Origin of the sequence: Achromobacter spanius (assembly GCF_029637605.1) — a bacterium.
GTDB classification, from domain to species: domain Bacteria; phylum Pseudomonadota; class Gammaproteobacteria; order Burkholderiales; family Burkholderiaceae_B; genus Achromobacter; species Achromobacter spanius_E.
In genome coordinates, this window is the sequence record NZ_CP121261.1 from 4,054,107 (window position 1) to 4,072,845 (window position 18,739).

Annotated in this window: 5 protein-coding genes; 1 reads left to right on the forward strand and 4 read right to left on the reverse strand. The window is 64.8% G+C overall.

Annotated features, from left to right (window positions below; genetic code table 11):
- Positions 1-60: 60 nt before the first annotated feature.
- The 3 genes from P8T11_RS18075 to P8T11_RS18085 form a co-directional block, all read right to left on the reverse strand.
- Positions 61-543 (reverse strand): pentapeptide repeat-containing protein, encoded by a 483-nt coding sequence (locus P8T11_RS18075; RefSeq protein ID WP_268080682.1) that lies wholly within the window; start codon positions 541-543, stop codon positions 61-63.
- The gene (locus P8T11_RS18080; RefSeq protein ID WP_278072144.1) at positions 540-14,504 is read right to left on the reverse strand and encodes a hemagglutinin repeat-containing protein; all 13,965 of its coding nucleotides are present in this window, start codon (positions 14,502-14,504) and stop codon (positions 540-542) included. The genes P8T11_RS18075 and P8T11_RS18080 overlap by 4 nt, the downstream gene beginning before the upstream one ends.
- Before the next feature lie 113 nt (positions 14,505-14,617).
- Positions 14,618-16,231, reverse strand: a complete 1,614-nt coding sequence (locus P8T11_RS18085; RefSeq protein ID WP_268080680.1) for a ShlB/FhaC/HecB family hemolysin secretion/activation protein — start codon at positions 16,229-16,231, stop codon at positions 14,618-14,620.
- A gap of 474 nt (positions 16,232-16,705) precedes the next feature.
- Here P8T11_RS18085 and rimO point away from each other — a divergent pair, with 474 nt between their 5' ends.
- Complete coding sequence (gene rimO, locus P8T11_RS18090; protein WP_268080679.1) at positions 16,706-18,022, forward strand: 30S ribosomal protein S12 methylthiotransferase RimO; 1,317 nt, start codon at positions 16,706-16,708, stop codon at positions 18,020-18,022.
- 110 nt (positions 18,023-18,132) lie between these two features.
- Here the strand turns inward: rimO and P8T11_RS18095 are convergent, their stop codons facing one another.
- Positions 18,133-18,684, reverse strand: a complete 552-nt coding sequence (locus P8T11_RS18095; RefSeq protein ID WP_268080678.1) for a ferritin-like domain-containing protein — start codon at positions 18,682-18,684, stop codon at positions 18,133-18,135.
- Positions 18,685-18,739 lie beyond the last annotated feature (55 nt).

The window sequence follows — 18,739 nt, forward strand, 5'->3', positions numbered from 1 at the left end:
GTGGTGGCACGGAGACGATATAGCTCTACCGCTGTGCTAGACCCGCGCGATGGCTTATACCTATGTCACTTTTATGGCCCCTGCCCCTTCCGGATCGAAGTTTGATGGCCAAATAGTGTTTTCGTCATAAGTCGCACCATGCCATGATGCATCCCCCGCATTTTTTACTCTGACGTCTGCTCCAACAAGCTTCGTACTTTCCAAATTGGCAAAACGAACATCTAAGTTGTAAAGAGTTGCCCCCGTAAAATCTCCATTTGAAAAATCAGCGCCGATCGCGATTGCGTTTGTCAGATCCGAGTTTCTGGCGATCACATGCATGAAGTATGAATTCATCAGCCTAGCTCCCACCATTTTCACGCCAGAAATTTTGGATCCCACAAACCCAACATTTCTGAGAGAAGCACGCGAAAAATCAGCGTTCTGCAAGTCCATACCGTCAAACATCAACCGATGGAAGTTTGCACCACGAAAATCTGCCCGAACCAAAGTATCTACACTCAGAGTAAGGGACTCGCCCGTTTGATATTTAAGAACAATCAATGGTTTCCCCAATCTGCGGAATCAACTTCAATCTTTGAGATGGAACTCTTTTTGTCTCGTAACGAATTTGGCAGCACTGATGGAACAACCTTCACTTCACGACCTAATATCCTCGCAGCGATATATCTGTGATTTCCGTCAACAATCACATCTCCATCCATCTTAATCGGCGGCGAAACTTCCCCGGCCAGCAACCTGTCAACATATCGTTGAATCGCCGGCAAGGATACTGCTCCTTGTATCCCAAAAGCGGGATCACCACGTAAGGCTCGTTCAACAACGTCGGGGGTTACTTCAACACCCGAGGATACATACGGCGTTCCTATTCTTTGCCCGTGCCCTTGCTGGAAAATTATGGTCGACTGGGCAGCCCCCGGAATGGGAGAAATCATCGTAGCCCCACCCGAAGGCCCATTATTCTCCTGTCCCGGCACCCCAATCGACCCAACCGGCTCACCTGGCCAACTCGGGATCTCCGACCCAAACGTCTCCTTCTCGGAAGGCATCGGCGGCGGCGTGTCCACCCTCACCACCTCGCCAGGCTTACCCGGCAGCGCCGTCTCGCGCCCCACCGCGCTGCCCACGAATTCCGACACCCAGTTTCCTACCGCGTCAGACGCAGCGGTAATGCCCACCAGCGCAGCCGTTCCCACATAGATGGCGCCGTCCTTCATTTGCACTGCCACGTAGACGGTCTTGTCCGACACATACGTGACCGCCCGCTGGCAGCTCGGCGTCGTTGCACACTTGGCCGCCGCTGCGCTAACCGCAGGGATTGCGAACTGCCCCCAGTTCTGCGACGTTTCCAGCCCCGCCGCAGTACCCGCCGTTGCCGCATCCGCTCCCGCAGCGCTCGCTATGCCAGCCACCAGACTTGTGACCAGATTGCGCCGCGCGTCGACTTGCTCGGGGGTTAGGCCCTCGGGCGAGCCCATCAGGCTGTTGAGGATGCTGCCCGCACTCGCGCCCAAGGCGCCCGAAGCGCAGGCTGCACCTTGGCCTGCGGCGCCTGCGCATCCCACGATGCCGTGCAACGCCGCGCGTGCAGCCTCCGCTTGCGGATCCCTGCCTAGGCTATCGGCGATCTGCTTGACCTGGGCTGCCCCAAGGCCTTGAAGGAAGTTCACCGCGGCCGACTGCACGAATGCGCTGGTCGATCCCGTCACGTTTGCACCGGCCCCGCCCGACAACGCTAACAAGACCAAGCCGTACTTGCCACCAGCACTCCAATCCCGAGCGCGCTGCACTTGATCCATGAGCGCGCTCATGCTTGCCGCGTCGTTGGCCCCGCCTGTATCGATCGCGTCAGATAGCGCCTTCTCTGCCGCCTGCTTCTCCTTCGCCCGATTCGTCAAAAACTGCCCCATCTGCCGACTGGCTTCTGACGCAATCTCGAACCCGGCCTCGATCTTCTCCTTATCAAAGATCGGCTTCAGCGCATTCAACGTATCGGACGTATCCCGGTTCAACGCCGCGATCGTCTCCGCCGCCGTCTTGCCGGTCAGGGCAATTTGCCCAGCGCCATCACGAATGACTACGCTGCCGCCGCTGATGGCGCTGTGTGTAGTCGAATTGGCATTCCCAGAAGCCGCAACAACCACGGGCATACCAGCAGACGCTCCGTTGCTGCTTGTCGGCAAGCTCGTACCAGGCACTTTGTCCGCGCCGCCTGCCGCCTGGCCTTTCGAGTTCGTCCCAACATCGCCCTTTTTCGCGTCCCCTTCCCCGCTGCCTCCCCAGCTATATCCGCCGCTCAACGCAACCTGATCTGCCTTGTAGCGCGCCATGTTCTGCAAGTCTTTGACGACAAGCGTGCCGGTGGACAGCTCATTCAGACCGTCCGCGACAGCTTGGTCACTGCTCGATACGACGCCACCAGTCAACGTGGTGTTCTGACCAACGTTCACCAGAAAACCGCCATCACCCGCTTTCAGCCCCGCCTGCTGTGTGGCGGACTGGAAATTGCTGTCCATCCGGCCTTGCGAGACGTTGCCGGAGACGGAACTTTTGCAGTAGCCGTAGATGCAAATACTTGCTTGGACGCCAGCACTTTGCTGCTTGGAAACGTAGGTGCTGGTATCTTGCAGAGTCTCAATTTGAAGGTTCTTGCCGACCGAGGCGATGATCTGATCGGCGCTTGCTATCGCGCCGATCAGCGAGGTATCCCCGCCCGATTGCAACGTCAGCACGTTGCCAGCAGTGACATCGGTATACGTCCAATTAGCGTCTTTACCGTCTGCGCGCCCTCGGCCACCACCGGCACTAAGGTTCAGCATCACGCCAATACCGTCTTCGCTGTTCGCTGACACGCCAATGCCGACGCTACCGCTGTAGCTCTTGTTCTTCGTGTGTTGCTCAAAGGTGTTCTGCGCAGCTTGCAGCAGAATGTCGCCATCTGCCTTGATGATGGTGTTGTTCCCTGCTGACAGGCGTGAACCTGTGACGGTGACGTCGGACGCGGAGCCGGCTCCCTTGGCGACGATGGTCAGGTCTTTGCCCGCCGCCACGGTAGAGCCCAAAGCGGAAGACGACGCGCGATCTGTCGTGCTTTGGCTCTTGCTCACTCCAAAGTTGATACTGACGCTCACGCCGCCAGCGCTCTTGGGATCGGCCGCGACTGCGTCATAAGCGTTGGCCGCAGCAAGGCCGGTCGTCGCCAACGCCAATCCTTGCATGACCTTGTTGTCGGTCCTGCCCGCTGCATCCCCCATTCTTCCCGCGGTTTGCATTGCATCGACCAAAGGCGTGTTGGCATTAATGCTCAACCCCGTCTGCTTGATCTCATGGAATTCCTTCTCTTTCGTGGTGTCCAGCGCCGCGCCGATGTTGACTTCCTTGCCGATCAGCGTGATGTCGCCCCGGCGCGCGATGACGTTGCCGCCCTTGATGTTGAGAGCGCTGCCGGCGTTGATCAGCACGTCGCCTTCGACGCTGCCGACGGTGCTGGCGTTGTGGAATACCTTCTTGCTATCAAGCGAATCTGTCTGCTTGCTGGTGCCATAGCTCAAACCACCCATGGCCCCAAAGCCCGACTTCTTGACCATCTTGTAGTCGTAGCTGTCCTCGGCGTTCTGGCCGGGCAGGATGTTCACGTCGCGCTTGGCGGACATCACCAAGTCCTTCTGCGCGCCGGTGTTCGAACCGGCCACGTTCAAGTCGCGCCCGGCCATCAGGACGGCGGTGTCGCCAGTGAAAGTCGAACCCTTGGCCTGCTCCCAATCCGTCGAATTGATGATGTGCGTGGTCTTCGACGACAAGAAACCGCGCTTTTTATAGTGAAGTTCGTCGTACGCCGAACCGGACTCCACGCCGGCTGTCAGATTGATGTCGCGGCCGGCGCCCACGGCCAACTTCTTGTCGGCGGTGACATCAGCCGCACGCGCGTTCACGTCTTGCCCCGCGATCAGCGTCAGGTTGCCGCCTGCGGCAATCGACGAACCGATCTCTTTGCTGGTGCTCAGGTCGTGGCGGTTTTTCTTGTTGATGACGATCGACTCGCCGTGGCGTTCCGTCAGGGTTTCCAGATTGATGTCGCGGCCGGCTTGCAACCCGGCGTTGCGCTCGGCGTTGACTTGCGCGGCGGTCAGGTTGATGTCGCGACCGGCTCGCATGTTCAGGTCACCCGCGTCCACGCGGGCCACGCCCGTGACGTGCGAACCCCAGGTGCTGCCGAAGTTCTCGGACGCCGCCGTCGAGGTCAAGGCGATGTCGCGCCCCGCCTTCAGCGTGACGGCATCGCCCTTAATCCGCGAGGCAAGGTTGGTCAGGTTGGTGCGCGCGGACAGATCCACGGTGGCGCCCTGGACCAGGCCGCCGGCCTGGTTGACGATGTTGGACGCGCTCATGACGGTGGCATGGCGCGCGCCGATCGTGCCGCTGTTGTCGATATTGCCGTCGGCGACGAGCTTGACGTCGCGCCCGGCCATCAAGGTGCCGTCGCCTTTCAAGTCGTTCTTGCGGACCAGCAGGTAGACCTTGGGCACCAGCACCGTCTCGGCACTGCCGTCGGGCAGGGTGACCGTCTGCGCCACCAGCCAGACCAGATCGGTCTTGAGCTGGCGTTGTTGCGCGTCGGTCAACGCCACGCCCACCTGCACGTTGTGGTCTCGAGCGAATTGCGCGCCCGCGGCCAGCAAGGCCTTGTACTGGCTGTCGTTGTCGCCAAAGCGTTCCAGGAAGCGCTGGCCGGTGGTGGCCAGGATCTGGTCGGATACGAGTTTTTGCTCGTAGAAGCCGTCACCCAAACGCTTGGGTTGACCCGATGGCGTCAGGAACCTGGCGCCCTTGGGCACCAGGGTGTCCCAACCTGCCAGCCGCGCGCTGGACAGCGTCTTGCCGCCTTGCACGTCGTGGCCGGCGATGGTGCTGCCGCTGCCCAGGGCAGCGCCATGTACCGAAGAGGCCGCTGGGGCGTCCAGCCGTTGCGCGTCCCCGCCGGAGCCGGCGCCCACAGCGGGGCCTGCCGCCGCTTGCGGCGTGACGGTGCCGGCGCTGATGGCGGCTTGGACCAGGCTTGCGTCGGCGGGTTGATCGACGCGCGGGCCGGTGAGCCCGCCGCCCGCGCCTGCGCCACCTGCGATGGAGGTATCCGGCAGCGCGCCCGGCTGGCGCAACAGCTCGAACAGATAGTCGCTGGACACGGTCGGCCGTTGGCCGATGAAGCGCGGGTCGGTCGCAACGAGGTAAGGCGCGTCGGGCCGCTGGTTTACCGCAAAAAGCTGGCTGTCTGGAATGCTGGCCGGGTTGGAGACGGTGCGCACGACCGTGCCGCCGGGCAGGTCCAGGCTGGCGACCAACACGGGGCCCGGTGTGCCGACACCGGTGGGGCCGGGCGCCGATCCGCCTAGCGTGACGTTGGTGTATCCGCCCGAGGTCCCGACGGGCAGTTCAATGCCCTGCGCCGCCAGCTTGGCGGTGTACGGAACCGAGGTTTCATAGCGATAACTGGAGCGCGGCTGCGAAAGCGTGGCCCTGCCCTCGCGCGTGATGGTGCGCTGACCGCTGGCGCCAACGTTATGGATGGCCGAGCCCGCCACACTCAGCGCGCCGCCGGCGGCGATCTGGCTTTTGTCGTTAGTGACCGTGCCAGCCAGCGTCATGGCGCCGCCCGACAGGATCTTGCCCGGGTCCGACGACAGCGTGCGGGTCTCGGTGACCGTTTCGTTGACCTGGTAATAGGTCAGCGAGCCGACCAGGCGGTTGTTGAAATCAGCGTTGAATTCGCGGATGCGGGCGTTCAGTTCCAGGTGCGGTGTTTTGTACGCGGCATAGGCCGCTTCATAGGCTTTGCGGCGTGCGGCTTCCGCCACGCAGGCCGGGCGGTTGCCAATGCACGGGGATGCAGGAGGAACCCAAATCGGAAGCGTGCCCGTGGGCGGGGTAACGCCGAAGACGGCCCATATGCGGGCGTCCGAGGCATAGAGGAATTTTTCCGGCTCGTCCCAGCAGGGACCGCCCGCGTCTCCGCCGCTACAACCGCTATTGGCGGGGGTATAAGTCGGGGCTATAGGCGAACTCACGCGCGCCTTGCGCTTTCCGCCCGGCGTGTAGTCGAACGGCGGGCCATACCGCGCCTGCGGATATTTGGCGGACGGCAACAGGAACATGCGTTCGGGGTCGTCGTTTAGCCACGCCGGGTCCTTGCTGCACATCGGCGTGACTTCGTCGCACAGCCAGTTGGTCTCGGCGTCGTACATATCCGTGCTGCCGGCCGGGGTGAAGTACACCTTGGCCTGGGACGACACCTGCACGGTCTGGCTGGCGTAGTTGGCGTTATGGTTATGCAGCGATGCCGCCGAGATGCGGGCGTTGCCCGCCGCTTCGATGGTGGCGCCGGTGTTCAGCAGCGATGCGGCCTGGCCCACGGCATTGCCGCCGGCATCCAGCGCCCCGCCGGTGGCGAGGTCTGCCCCGGCATAGATCAGCGCATGCGCGCGATTTACCAGCGTAGCCACGCCCAAATCCATGGCGCCCCGAGACGCAATGACGGCACCGCCACCCGTACCGGCGCGGTTCACCAGCGTATTGGCCAGGATCGCGACCTTGTCGCCGTAGATGCGGGCCAGGTTATCCACGCTGCCCGCGTTGATGCGCGTGACCGCGCCATCGATCAGGCCGGCATTGATCAGGTCGTGCGCGACGGTGATGGTGTTGGCGCCGCCCGCCAGAAGCTGACCGGTGGCGTGGTTGGTGAGCGAGTTCGCCTTGATGTTCAGGTCGCGCCCGGCGCTGATGGTTGCACTGTTGTCCACCGCGCCACCCACGGACAGGTTCATGTCGCGGCCACTGGACAGGTCGCCCGGCTGGTTCAGCGCGCCCGCATAGTGAAAGCTCAGGTCGCCCGCGGATTGCAGCGTGCCCAAGCCATGCAGCACGTGCGCGATGACTGTGAGGCTGTTGCCGCCCAGCAGCTTGCCCTGGCCGTTCTTCAGCGTATCCGCCACGATGTGGGCGTTGCCTTGGGCGGCTACCTCGCCGCCCTGGTTGTCGAGTTCGCGGGTGGTCAGGGTCAGGTTGTGACCCGCCTGGATGGAGCCGCCCTGGTTGTTGACGCGGTCCGCCACAATGGTGACCACTTTGCCCAACACGCCCTGGGGTGCCGACTTTGCTGCCGACTTTGCTGCCTCCAGCGTCGCGCTGTTGTCCAGCGTGGCCGAGGTCAGCGTCAAGGCGTTGTCGGCCTGGATCAAGCCACTGTGGTTATCCACCGCGCCGCTGGCGTTGATGACAAGATTGCCGCCCGCCAGCGTGCCCGCGCGGTTGATGACCGTTGCGGCATCGACTCGCATGTCACCCGCCGCGGCGATCAGCCCTTCGGCGTTGTTGAGTTCGCCGCTTAGAGCCAGACGGGCGTCGCCCGTCGAGGTGAGTTTGCCTGCCTGATTGCGCAGATTGGCGGCCGAGATGTCCAAGCCGCCGCCTTGTACGACGGCATGGCGCGTGTCGATGGCGCCTGGCGTGCCTAGCTTGACGTTGCCCACGGCCGAGAGCGTGCCGTGCGTCAGGTCCAGGCCGCCAGCGGTAAGGCTCAGGTCCTTGCCCGCAAGGCTGGTGCCGGGGTGGACGATGGTGCCGGCCGCAAGCGTCAGGCTGCCCGGCTGCTTGAGCGCGCCGTCACCATCCACGCCTGCCACGAGACGGCCGGCGTTGCTCAGTAGGCCCGGCGTGGTGACGAGCAGGTCGCCTCCCGCCAGGACCGAGCCCGGGTTCAGCAAGGTCTTGCCCGCGCGCACGCTAGCGTCTTCCTGGGCGGACACCACGCCAGCGTTGGCCAGCGCACCACCCGCCTGCAAATCCAGGCCTCGGTTTGATTGAAGACGGCCCTCGGCCGCGACGGCCAGGTCACCCGCCGCGCGAGCCGTCAGGTCGCCCGCCTGGGTGGCGGCGATGCCGCCGAGCGTGGCGTCGGTGCCTGCACGCAACGCCATGCCCTGGCCCGCTGCCAGCGAACCCTGCGTGCGCAGTGCCGCGCCGGCCTTGGCCGTCAGCGTGCCGCTGGCCTGCACGGTTGATGCCGCGCCCAATGCCAGGTCGCCCCGCTGCGAGGTCAACGTCAGGTTGCCGTTCAGCGCGGCAACCGTGCCGTCCACCGTCAAGTCGGTGCCAGCGATCAGCGCTTGCGACTGCCCGGCCAACAGGCGACCTGCGGCAAGCAAGGCGCCTTGCGCGGTGGCGGCAAGCGTGCCGCCTGCTTGCGCAAGACCGGTTGCCGCAACGCTCAGGTCGCGTCCGGTCAAGGTCAGGTTGGCGTCGGATGCGGCGGTGCCGTTTATGCGCAAGTCACGCGCGGCGGCCAATGCCATATCGGCCACCGAACTCAGGGCACCCGTGGCGTTCAGGTCGCGACCGGCACGCGCGGTCAGTGTGCCCGCGGCCTGGACCTGTGCACCTTGCTTGACGGTCAAATCGTGTTGCGCCGTGATCAGTGCATCGCCTGCCGCGCGCTCGCCCAACGCTGCCACCACGCCGCCCAATCGGGCGCTTGCGCCCGCAGCCAGCGTGAGGCCGCCGCCCGCAGCAATGGCGCCGTCGGAATCCAGGTCCGCGCCCGCGCTTGCAGCGAGGTTGTCAGAGGCTTGCATCCGGCCGGCGGCGCCCACTTGCAGATTGGCGCCGGCGTCGGCTTGCAAGCTACCCGCCAGGGCGGTCGCGATGCCGTCGATGTTGATGTCGCGGGTCGCCTTCAAGGCGATGGGTGAGCCGGCGGTGACGATGCCCGTGTCCGTGATGGACAGATCGCGGCCGGCCTGCGCGTGTAGCGTGCCGCCCGAGGCGGCACTGGCGCTCCTGGCGCTCTGAGTGCCCGCTCCCTGAGTGCCCGCGCTCTGAGTATCCGCTCCTTGAGTGCCCGCTCCCCGAGTGCCCGCGCCCTCTGCGGTGCCGGCCGTGCCGGCGATGCGCAGGTCTTGGCCGGCGCTCATCAGCAACTTGCCGCTGCCTTGGGCCAGCGCATTTTCAGCCACCGCCAGATTTCTGCCGGCATCGATTGCGAGCGCTCCGTTGGCGACTGTCTTACCAGTCAGTTCAGCGTCCTTGCCCGCCGTCAGCACGATGTCCGTTTCGCTGGAAACACTGCCCGCTGCAAGCAGCTTGCCGCCCGCCCGTGCATCCAGTTTTCCCCCGGCTTGCAGCGCGCTTGCGCCGCCCAGCGTCATGTCACCGCCACTGCTGGCGACAAGTGCGTCCTTGTCGGCCAGCACGGTGCCCTCGACCGTCAGGTCGTTTTGCACCTGCACCTGCGCCGATTGTCCGGCAACAAGCATGCCGGCAAGCGTTGCGGTGTCCGCGTTGACAGCAATCGCGCCGTCGGCCTGCAGGCGCGAGTCCGCCCGCGCCGTCAATACGCCGCCCACGTTTGCACTGAGTGCTCCCGTCGCCAGCGTCTGCCCGGCCACCGTCATGTTGGCGGCCGCATCCAGGACCAGATCGGCAAGGGACGACATCGTGCCCGCCGCCATCAGCGATGCGCCCGCGCGCGCCAGCAAGGCGCCGCCCGCAAAGGCCTGGCTGTCAGACGACAGCGTCAGGTCTTGTCCGGCAATCAACTGCAACGGCCCCTTGGCCGATGCCGCCGTGCCCGTCATGGCCAGCGCGCCGCCAGCCTGGATGGACGTGCCCCGGTCGCCGCGCACGGCGCCCGCGACCGTTGCGTCGCCCAAAGCGTGGATTTGCGTCTTCTTGGACGCCTCCAACTGCCCGGCCGCACCGACCCTGATGTTGTTGCCCGCGTTGAGATTCAGCGAGCCATCCACGCCCACCTTGCCGGTAACTCCGGCATCGCGCTCAGCGCGCAGTAGCGCATCGCCTTTGGATACCAGCACGCCGTGGACCGCAAGATCGCGCCCCGACTGCCCCTGGACGTTCATCCCTTGCAACTGGCTGCCCACGCCCAGCAGCAGATCGTTGCCGCTCTTCAGGTCCAGCGTGCCACCTTCGGCCAGCGCGTTGCCCTCCACGCGCAGGTCGCGCACGGCAGCCAGCGCCATGCCGCGCTCGGACAAGGCCGTGCCTGCAATGGTCAGGTCCTGGCCCGCGTTCAGCGCCATCGCGCCGTCGGACTGCAGATGCGAACCGCTTGCCGTGGTCAAGGACTGACCCGCTTGCACGTCCAGCGCGCCTGCGGCGTAAAGCTGGTTGCTGATGCTGGCATTGCGCGCGGCCTGCAACGTCAATGCCTTCAACGAGCTGACCGTACCCGCCACGTGCAGGTCGCCATCGGTCTTGGCCCGCAGGGGTCCTGCTGCCGCCATGCGCGCCAAGGCGCCCACGGACAGGTCACCGCCCGCGCTCAGGTCCAGTCCGCCAACGCTGGCGGTCAGTGCGCCGTCCACCGTCAACGCACCCACCGCGGCCAGCGTCATATCGCCATTGCCGCGCCACGCGCCGGACAAGCGCATAGCGTTACCGGCTGCTGCCCGCGACGCGCCTTCTGCTTCCCACTGCGCCGCCTTGCTCATGTTGAGATCGCGCGCGGCAACGAGAGACACGTCGCCGCTTGCCAGCGCGGTGCTGTCAACGCGCGCATCACGGCCCGCGGCCAGTTCGATACCGCCGCGTGACCCCATCGTGCCTGCCGCGTAGAGATCGCTGCCCGCCGTTGCCGAGATGCCCTCGCCTTGCGTACGGCTGGACTCGCCCAGCCGCAGCGCCTTGCCCGCGTTCAGCGCCAGTGCGCCGTCATAGGCCCGCGCGGCGCCATCTATGCGCAGGTCGTCGCCGGCGTCCAGCGTGATGCCTGCGTTGGCTTGCGCCTCGCCCGCCAAGAACAAGTCTTGGCCGGCCTGTAGCGTCATCGTGGCTTCTGATTGCAGGTGCGCCTCGGCGCTCGCCACGATTTTTCCGAACGCCTTGAGCGACAGCGGGCCGCTCGCCAACAGCTTGCCGTCCACTATGGCGTCATGTGCAGCTTGTGCCGTCAGCCCCGCCAACGACGACACCGTTCCCGCCGCGTTCAGCGCGCCCCCGGTGCGTAACGCCAGCGGCCCGGCCGCCTGCACACGGCCGCGGGCGCCGATGGACAGGTCACTGCCCGAACCCAGGTTCAAGGCCCCCCGCACCGCTTCAGCCGCACCGGTGATGTCCAGCTTGCTGGCCGCATTCACCTGTGCGCCAAGATTGCTGCGCAAGCTGCCCGCCAGCGTGATATCGCTGTCGCTCGACAAGGCCGCGCTGCCGGTCGCCTCGAAGGTGCCGGTGACATAGGCCGCATCCGCCGCCCGCAGCGTCAAGTCCCCATCGGCGCCAAGCTTGCCGCCCAGCATCGCGCGATTGCCCGCTGTCAGCACCGCCGCGCCCACAGCGGATACTTCGCCGCTGGTGTAAAGGTCACGTGACGCAGCAAAGGCAACGCCCAAACCTTGGACTTGGCTGGTTTCGCCCAAGCGCAAATCGTTGCGGCTGTTCAGATTCAGCGCGCCACCATGTGCCAGCGCTGATCCGTCCACATTCAAGTCGCGAGCCGCATCGATCGCGATAGCGCCATCGCTCACGGCCGACCCCGCAAGTTTGGCGTCCTGCCCTGCGCTCAGCGTCATGTTCTTGGCCGATTGCAGTTGCGCGGCTCCGCTCGTGCCCAAGCCCAGGCCCGCGCGCAAGGACAGCCTGTCGCCGGACAACAGTTGGCCACCGACGTTGATGTCGCGCGCCGCTGTCAGTGTTTGCGCGTCTTTGCTGGACAACGCCCCATCTACCGTCAACGCGCCGCCGCTCTTGCCCTGTAATGCGCCACCCGCCACTGCCTTGCCCTGCTTGCCGACCGACAGTTCTTTGCCTGCCAGCATATCCAGCCCGCCTTGCGCGACAGAGATTTCGCCGTCCAGGCGCAATGCGCCCTTGGCTCCAATGCGGTTGCCTTCGTTGCTGCGCAGCGCGCCGGCAATCAGGATGTCTTGTCCCGCCAAGATGTCCGCGCTGCGTTCCGCCTCCACGCGCGCGCCCTGGGCCAGGGTGACGTTGCCCGCGCTTTGCAGATCCAGTTTTCCCGTCGCTTGCGCTTGGCCGCCGACCAAGGTGTCGCGACCCGCCGCCAAGACCATATCTCCACGCGAAGCCATCGCGCCGTCAGCGATAAAATCGCCACCTGCCTGCGCGGACACGCCGTCGCCTTGGGTGCGGCTGGCCTTGCCCAGTTGCAAGGTATTGCCCGCGGTCAACGCCAACGCGCCCGCGTAAGCGTGCGCCGCGCCATCGATGCGCAGGTCGCGCCCGGCATTCAGCATCAGACCCGCATTGGTTTGCGCCTCGCCCGCCAGGGACAAGTCTTTGCCGGCAAGCAGCGTCATTGCCCCTTCTGATTGCAGCCGCGCATTCGCGCCCGCCTTCACCTGGCCGTCGGCCTGAAGCAACAGAGACCCACCCGCCAACAATTTGCCGTCGACCTTGGCGTCACGCGCGGCCTGTGCACTCAGCGCCGCCATGGAAGACACCGTACCGGCCGCGTTCAACGCACCTTCCGTGCGCAGCACTACCGGGCCGCCGGCCTGCACACTGCCGCCAGCACCAATCGACAGATCGCCGCCCGACGCCAGCGTCACTGCGCCCCGCGCGGCATCCGCCGCACCGACAACGCCCAGCGTGCCCGCCGCCCGCACGTCCACGCCTTGATTGCCGCTCAGGGTGCCCGCCAACAAGGCATTGCCGCCTGCCTTCAGGTCGACGCTAGTCTCGGACACCATGTCGCCGCCCGTGCGCACATCGCCACCGGCGTTCACCACGATGCGCTTGCCCTGCGCCTTGCTGGCCTGACCCAAGCGCAGATCGCTTCCGCTGTTCAGGTCAAGCGCACCACCGTAGGCCAGCGCGCTGCCATCCATGCGCAGATGGCGCCCCGCATCGATCGACAGGGCGCCATCCGTCAATGCCACGCCGGCGAGACTGGCGTTACCGCCCGCGCGCATCGTCAAGCCCTGGGCCGATTGCAGATGCGCGCCGGCGTCAGAAGCCAAGTCCGCGCCAGCCTGCATCAGCAGGTTGCCGGACGTGTATACCTGGCGCGGCAACACCAGGTCGCGTCCCGCTTCCAGCGTGACACCTGCCTTGGCGGAGACGACGCCGGGCGACACCGATCCGCCGCCTGCCTGCGTTCCGGCAGCCGTGCTTGCTGCCGATGAACTGCCTCCTGCGCCGCCAGCACTGCCGCCACTTCCACTGTTTCCACTGCCGTCTCCAGCGCTGCCGCCAGTGCCGCCACTGTTTCCGCTGCCGCCCCCTGCGCCACCGCCATTACCGGCCACGCCCCCGTTGCCAGTACCCGCGCCGGGCTGCGTCACCGAAGCCTGCACGCCCGCCACCTTCAGATTGCGGCTGGCAAGCGCCTTGATGTCCTGATCAGCCGTCAACAAATGGCCCGACAGAGCCAGGTCCCGGCCCGCGACGACGCGCAACGCGCCCTGGGTGCGCAGACTGCCTTGCGCGCCGACGGTGACATCCTTGCCGCCCCGCACGCTTAACGGCCCGCCGGCCCCCACCGCGCCCTGGATGCTGGCATCGCGCCCCGCGATCAATGTTGTTGCGCCCGCGGCCTGCGCCGTGCCCTGCACGGATAGATCCCGACCGCTTGTCATGCGCAGCGCGCCCGCTGCCTGCGCGGTGCCGCTGGGCGTGATGCGCAGGTCTCCCGCCGCGTCAACGTGCAAGTCGCCAGTCAGCGCCACCAGGTTGCCACCGATGTTCACGCCCACGCCGGCCTCGGTACCAATCAGCCTGATGCTGTTTGCGTACATGCCACCGAGCGCGGCCGTGTCCAGCGCCACGTCGGGCTTGGGGCCTTGCCCGGCTTGGGCGGACACCGCACCCGTGCCGTAGTCGACGCGCGCGGCGCCGGCCGTGACGTTAAGCCTGTCGGCCCAGACGCCCGCATTGATTTCCAGCGTGCGGGCAAGCAGATCCACCTGGCTCAGGTTGGCGCCGTACAAGCCGTCGCCCTCAATGCGGAGCTTGCCCGACGCGATGTCAAAGCCGATACGGCCATCGGAACCGACTTGCGGCTGGCCGGTCGTCAACGTGGCGCGGTCGGCGTTCAAGAAGTCGCAGCCATTGCAGGTGATGCCGGCGGGATTGGCGACGATGATGTTTGCCCGGTTGCCGGCCACCTCCAGGGTGCCCAGCAATTGCGACGGATTCGGCGCCGTGACCTGGTTGAGGATGGTGGTGGCACGCTGGTTGCCCAACATGATGTTGCCCGCGACCTGGCCGGCCAACTGCGTCTGGCTGGCGCCGCCGCTGTTGTTGAGCACCGCGCCGGACGGGCCCACGTTGAATTGCGTGTAGCGGTTGTTCGACACCCCGCCCGCCGAGGGCGGCGCGATGTTGATGACAGGCACCCCGTTGGTGACGCCCACGGCAGGCTTGGCGCCGGCAACGCTCTTGTCCACCGTGATCGGCAAGGTCTGCGCCAGCACCGGCGACCAGACCTGCAAGAAAACGACGGACCAGACAATCATCGAACGAAGCTTGGACATCATGCGTACCCGGTAACGTAGGGGTCGACTACGGCGCAAGCCGTGGCGCCCGAAGCCAAGCCCCGGGCCGTGTCGACCGGATCAATCAGGAAGGCTGGCGGCGCAAGGCCGGCGGGTCAGAACTCGAACATCAATGCGGCCGCGAAAACGGTAGACGCGGTTCTCAAGGACTCGGGTTTTTTCAAAGGCCAACCGGCGGAAAGGTCGTAGCTGGCGTCCACATAAGGGATGGCTAAACGCCCGCGCAGCCCGGCCACCGCACCTACCAAGGTGCGCCCGGTCAGCCATTGCGCCGATTCGCCGCCCACGCGGCCGGCGTCCACGCCCGCATAAAGTTGATGGCCCGGCGCGCCGAGCATGTTTTCGAGCCCCAGCGACACGTCGTTGCGCAGGGTCCAGCCGTCTTCCGCCGCCAGCGTCATCTGGCCGTCGAAACCACGCACCGCGTAGCGATTGCCGATGGTGAAGTAGTCCGATGGCACGATTGCCGTCTTGGCGTGCTGGATCTGCCAGTTCACTTGGTAGGCCCAAGGCTGGTCCGCCAGTTGGAATGGCAGGTAAAGGCCGGCATTGGCCGTCACAATGGTGCTGCGGCCATCCCAGTCGGGTTTGCCGTACACGTAGCCGGGCTGGTCGGACATTCCCGCCAGCGTGCCGCGCACGCCTGCTCCGATATCCAGCACGGCGCGCCCCAGGTAATGGCGGTGCCCGAAGCTGAAGTCGTAACCCGTGACGTCGCGCCGCTGGACTTCAATGGGGACGTCGTTCAAGGTGCTGCCGACACGCTTGCGCAGCATCGCCACCGTTGCCGTGCCCTTGTAGTCGGTGCCGCGATAGGGCACCACTGACACGCCCGCCTGCAACTGCTTGGTGGTGCCACCAAAGACGATGGGCTCATCAAACCCGGCTACGGCTTGTCGATAGGTGGATTTGCTTGCGCCCGCGAACAGCGCCCAATAGCCGAAGGGAATGCTGTAGTGGATGGAAGCCGCCCGCGTGTTGGATTCCGCGTCGCGCCAACGTGCATTGCTGTTCCACGACACCGACAACTGGTCGTAGAGGAACAAGGGGGAATCCAGCGTCAGCCCGGCGTTGACTTGATACTTGCCGATGGCGTCCAGGCCGCCGTTATCGCTGCCCACATAGCCATGCCAGCGTTTGCCCGTGCCCGGGCGAAGAACGATGTCGGAATCGCCCAGTTCCGGGCCGGGTCCCACATCGATGGCTGCGTCAGCCTGACCGCGAAGCCGGCGAATATTCTCCAGCGCCTGGTCCAGATCGCGCTGATTCAACTCTCCGCCCGGGCCGGTCGGCAACGCCGTACGCCACCAACCGATGGCGCCTTCGTCCTGCACGCCGGAGATGCGGCCAGGCAGGTAGCGCAAGGTCAGGACGCCCGCGGCCAGGGACTGCTCAGGCACAACCACCCGCGCGGTCACCTGGCCGCCGCTGATCAGTCGTTCAATCAGGTGGTCCTGCAAGACACGCAGGCCCTGCCCGCCGACGCAATGACCGATGACGGCGTTGGCCGCGCTCGCCAGTTCCGCGGGAGGCGCCGTGCCGTCCCAAGCCAATTCGCGCATCACGAAGCAAGGCGTTTCGGTGGGCAGGTCCAGCTTGGCTTGGCCGGGCCGGGCGCCAGAAGACATGACGTCCGGGCGCTCCGCCGAGCGGGCACGCTGAATGTCCAGTTCTTGCTCGAGCCTGCGTTCAATTTCGGTGGGAAGCACAGCCGTTGCGGGCGGGCTTTGCGCGAGGGATACGGTGGGTAAGGCTCCTGCCACCAACAGGCTTGCGGTAAGACGCCAGCGCCAAAAAGAATTCATAACGGGTCGGCGCCCGCAGCGTGTGCGCGGAGCGATCTATCTCACAGAAACTGATGAAGCGGCAGTCTGTCGTGAAAGATCGTTAACAACAATACTAATTGGGCGCCGACCACAAAAATCTGAGTTTTACTAATATTTGAACGCTGTTTGGGTGAACTTAGCAAAACAAGACGGATTTTTTCGAATCAGCCACCCGACTCCGACGTCAAACTCGGAGAAACGTAAGGGCTTTTCCATCGCGTATTCGTATCGTGCCGGCGCTGCATCAGAACCCGCCGACGCTGCCCGTTTGCCCCTAAAATACGGCCCCTGCTCTGCCGCGCTAAAATTGCGCAGATTTTGATCATTGGCGCCGGCTCGCGCCCACCGAGGTATTCCATGTCTTCCCCCAAAGTCGGCTTCGTCAGCCTGGGCTGTCCTAAAGCCCTGGTCGACTCCGAACGCATCCTGACCCAACTGCGCACCGAAGGGTACGAAGTCACGCCCGAGTACAACGATGCGGACGTCGTCGTCGTCAATACCTGTGGGTTCATTGACAGCGCCAAGGCCGAATCGCTTGAAGCCATTGGCGAAGCGCTGGCCGAGAACGGCAAGGTCATCGTCACCGGCTGTATGGGCGTTGAGGAATCGGTGATCCGCAAGGTGCACCCCAGCGTGCTCGCGGTGACCGGTCCCCAGCAGTATGAAGAGGTGGTGCGCGCCGTGCATGACGCCGCGCCGCCCAAGCAGGACCACAACCCCTATCTGGATCTGGTGCCGCCGCAGGGCATCAAGCTCACGCCGCGCCACTACGCCTACCTGAAGATCTCGGAAGGCTGTAATCACCGTTGCAGCTTCTGCATCATCCCGTCGATGCGCGGTGACCTGGTCAGCCGCCCGGTGGGCGATGTGCTGAGCGAAGCCGAACGCCTGGTCAAGGCCGGTGTGAAGGAACTGCTGGTGATCTCGCAGGACACCAGCGCGTACGGCGTGGATGTGAAGTACCGCAGTGGCTTCTGGAACGGTCGCCCGGTCAAGACGCGCATGACGGAGCTCTGTCTGGCCTTGTCCGAAATGGGCGTCTGGACGCGCCTGCACTATGTGTACCCGTACCCGCACGTGGACGAAGTGATTCCGCTGATGGCCGAGGGCAAGATCCTGCCGTACCTGGACATTCCGTTCCAGCACGCCAGCCCGCGCATCCTGAAAGCCATGAAGCGTCCGGCGTTCGAAGACAAGACGCTGGCGCGCATCAAGCGCTGGCGCGAGATCTGCCCCGACCTGACCATCCGTTCCACCTTCATCGTGGGCTTTCCCGGCGAGACCGAGGAAGACTTCCAGTACCTGTTGGACTGGATGCAGGAAGCGCAGCTGGATCGCGTGGGCTGTTTCCAGTATTCGCCGGTGGAAGGCGCGCCCGCGAACCTGCTGGACAACCCCGTGCCCGACGAGGTCAAGCAAGACCGCTGGGAACGTTTCATGGAATTGCAGCAGGGCATTTCGACTGCGCGCCTGGCCCGCAAGGTGGGCCGCGAGATCGACGTGCTGATCGATGAAGTGGACGAAGACGGCGCCATTGGCCGCAGCAGCGCCGACGCGCCTGAGATCGACGGCTGTGTGTACGTCAGTTCGGAAAAAACGCTGAAAGCGGGCGACCTGGTGCGCGTGCGCGTCACCGAATCAGACGAATACGACCTCTGGGGCGAGGCGATCTGATAAAGCAGATACAGCAGGGGCGCGCCGCCAGCCTTGACGGTGCGCCCCTCTTGGTTTGACCGCGCCCGTCAGGCGGACGCCCACGCCGCGCGCAACGCGCGGCTGTTTCTTTACAGGAAATCCGCCAGATCGTCGGCGTGTTCCTCTTCCACTGCCAGAATCTCTTCCAGCAGGCGACGCGTGGTCGAGTCCTGTTCACCTATGTATTCGATCATCTGGCGATAGCTGTCGATGGCGATACGTTCGGCGATCAAGTTTTCCTTGATCATGTCTTGCAGGCTTTTGCCTTCGACGTATTCCGAATGGCTGCGCTCCAGGATGCCCTTGGGAGACAGGTTCGGTTCACCGCCCAACTGCACGATGCGCTCGGCCAGACGGTCGGCGTGATCCTGCTCTTGCGTGGCGTGTTCGGCGAATTCCGCGGCCACCGGTTCGGCGTTCAATCCACGGGCCATGAAGTAGTGGCGCTTGTAGCGCAGCACACAGACGATTTCCGTGGCCAGTGCTTCGTTCAGCAGTTTCAGCACGGTTTCGCGGTCTGCGCGATAGGTGTCCGTGACGGCGCCGGACTCGATGTCTTGGCGTGCTTTGGCGCGGATCGCCTTCACGTCCATGTCGAATGGGCGGCTGGCCTTCTCGGGGGTTCGGGTTGCTTGTTCCATATCGTTCGCTCCTCTAGTTAGTGAAAGCCCTACGACGCTGGATTTCCAGTCGTAC

What these genes read in the sequence shown, in the direction of transcription:
- P8T11_RS18080 (WP_278072144.1), bottom strand. Translation starts at nt 14,504, where the DNA reads ATGATGTCCAAGCTTCGTTCGATGATTGTCTGGTCCGTCGTTTTCTTG.
- rimO (WP_268080679.1), top strand. Translation starts at nt 16,706, where the DNA reads ATGTCTTCCCCCAAAGTCGGCTTCGTCAGCCTGGGCTGTCCTAAAGCC.
- P8T11_RS18095 (WP_268080678.1), bottom strand. Translation starts at nt 18,684, where the DNA reads ATGGAACAAGCAACCCGAACCCCCGAGAAGGCCAGCCGCCCATTCGAC.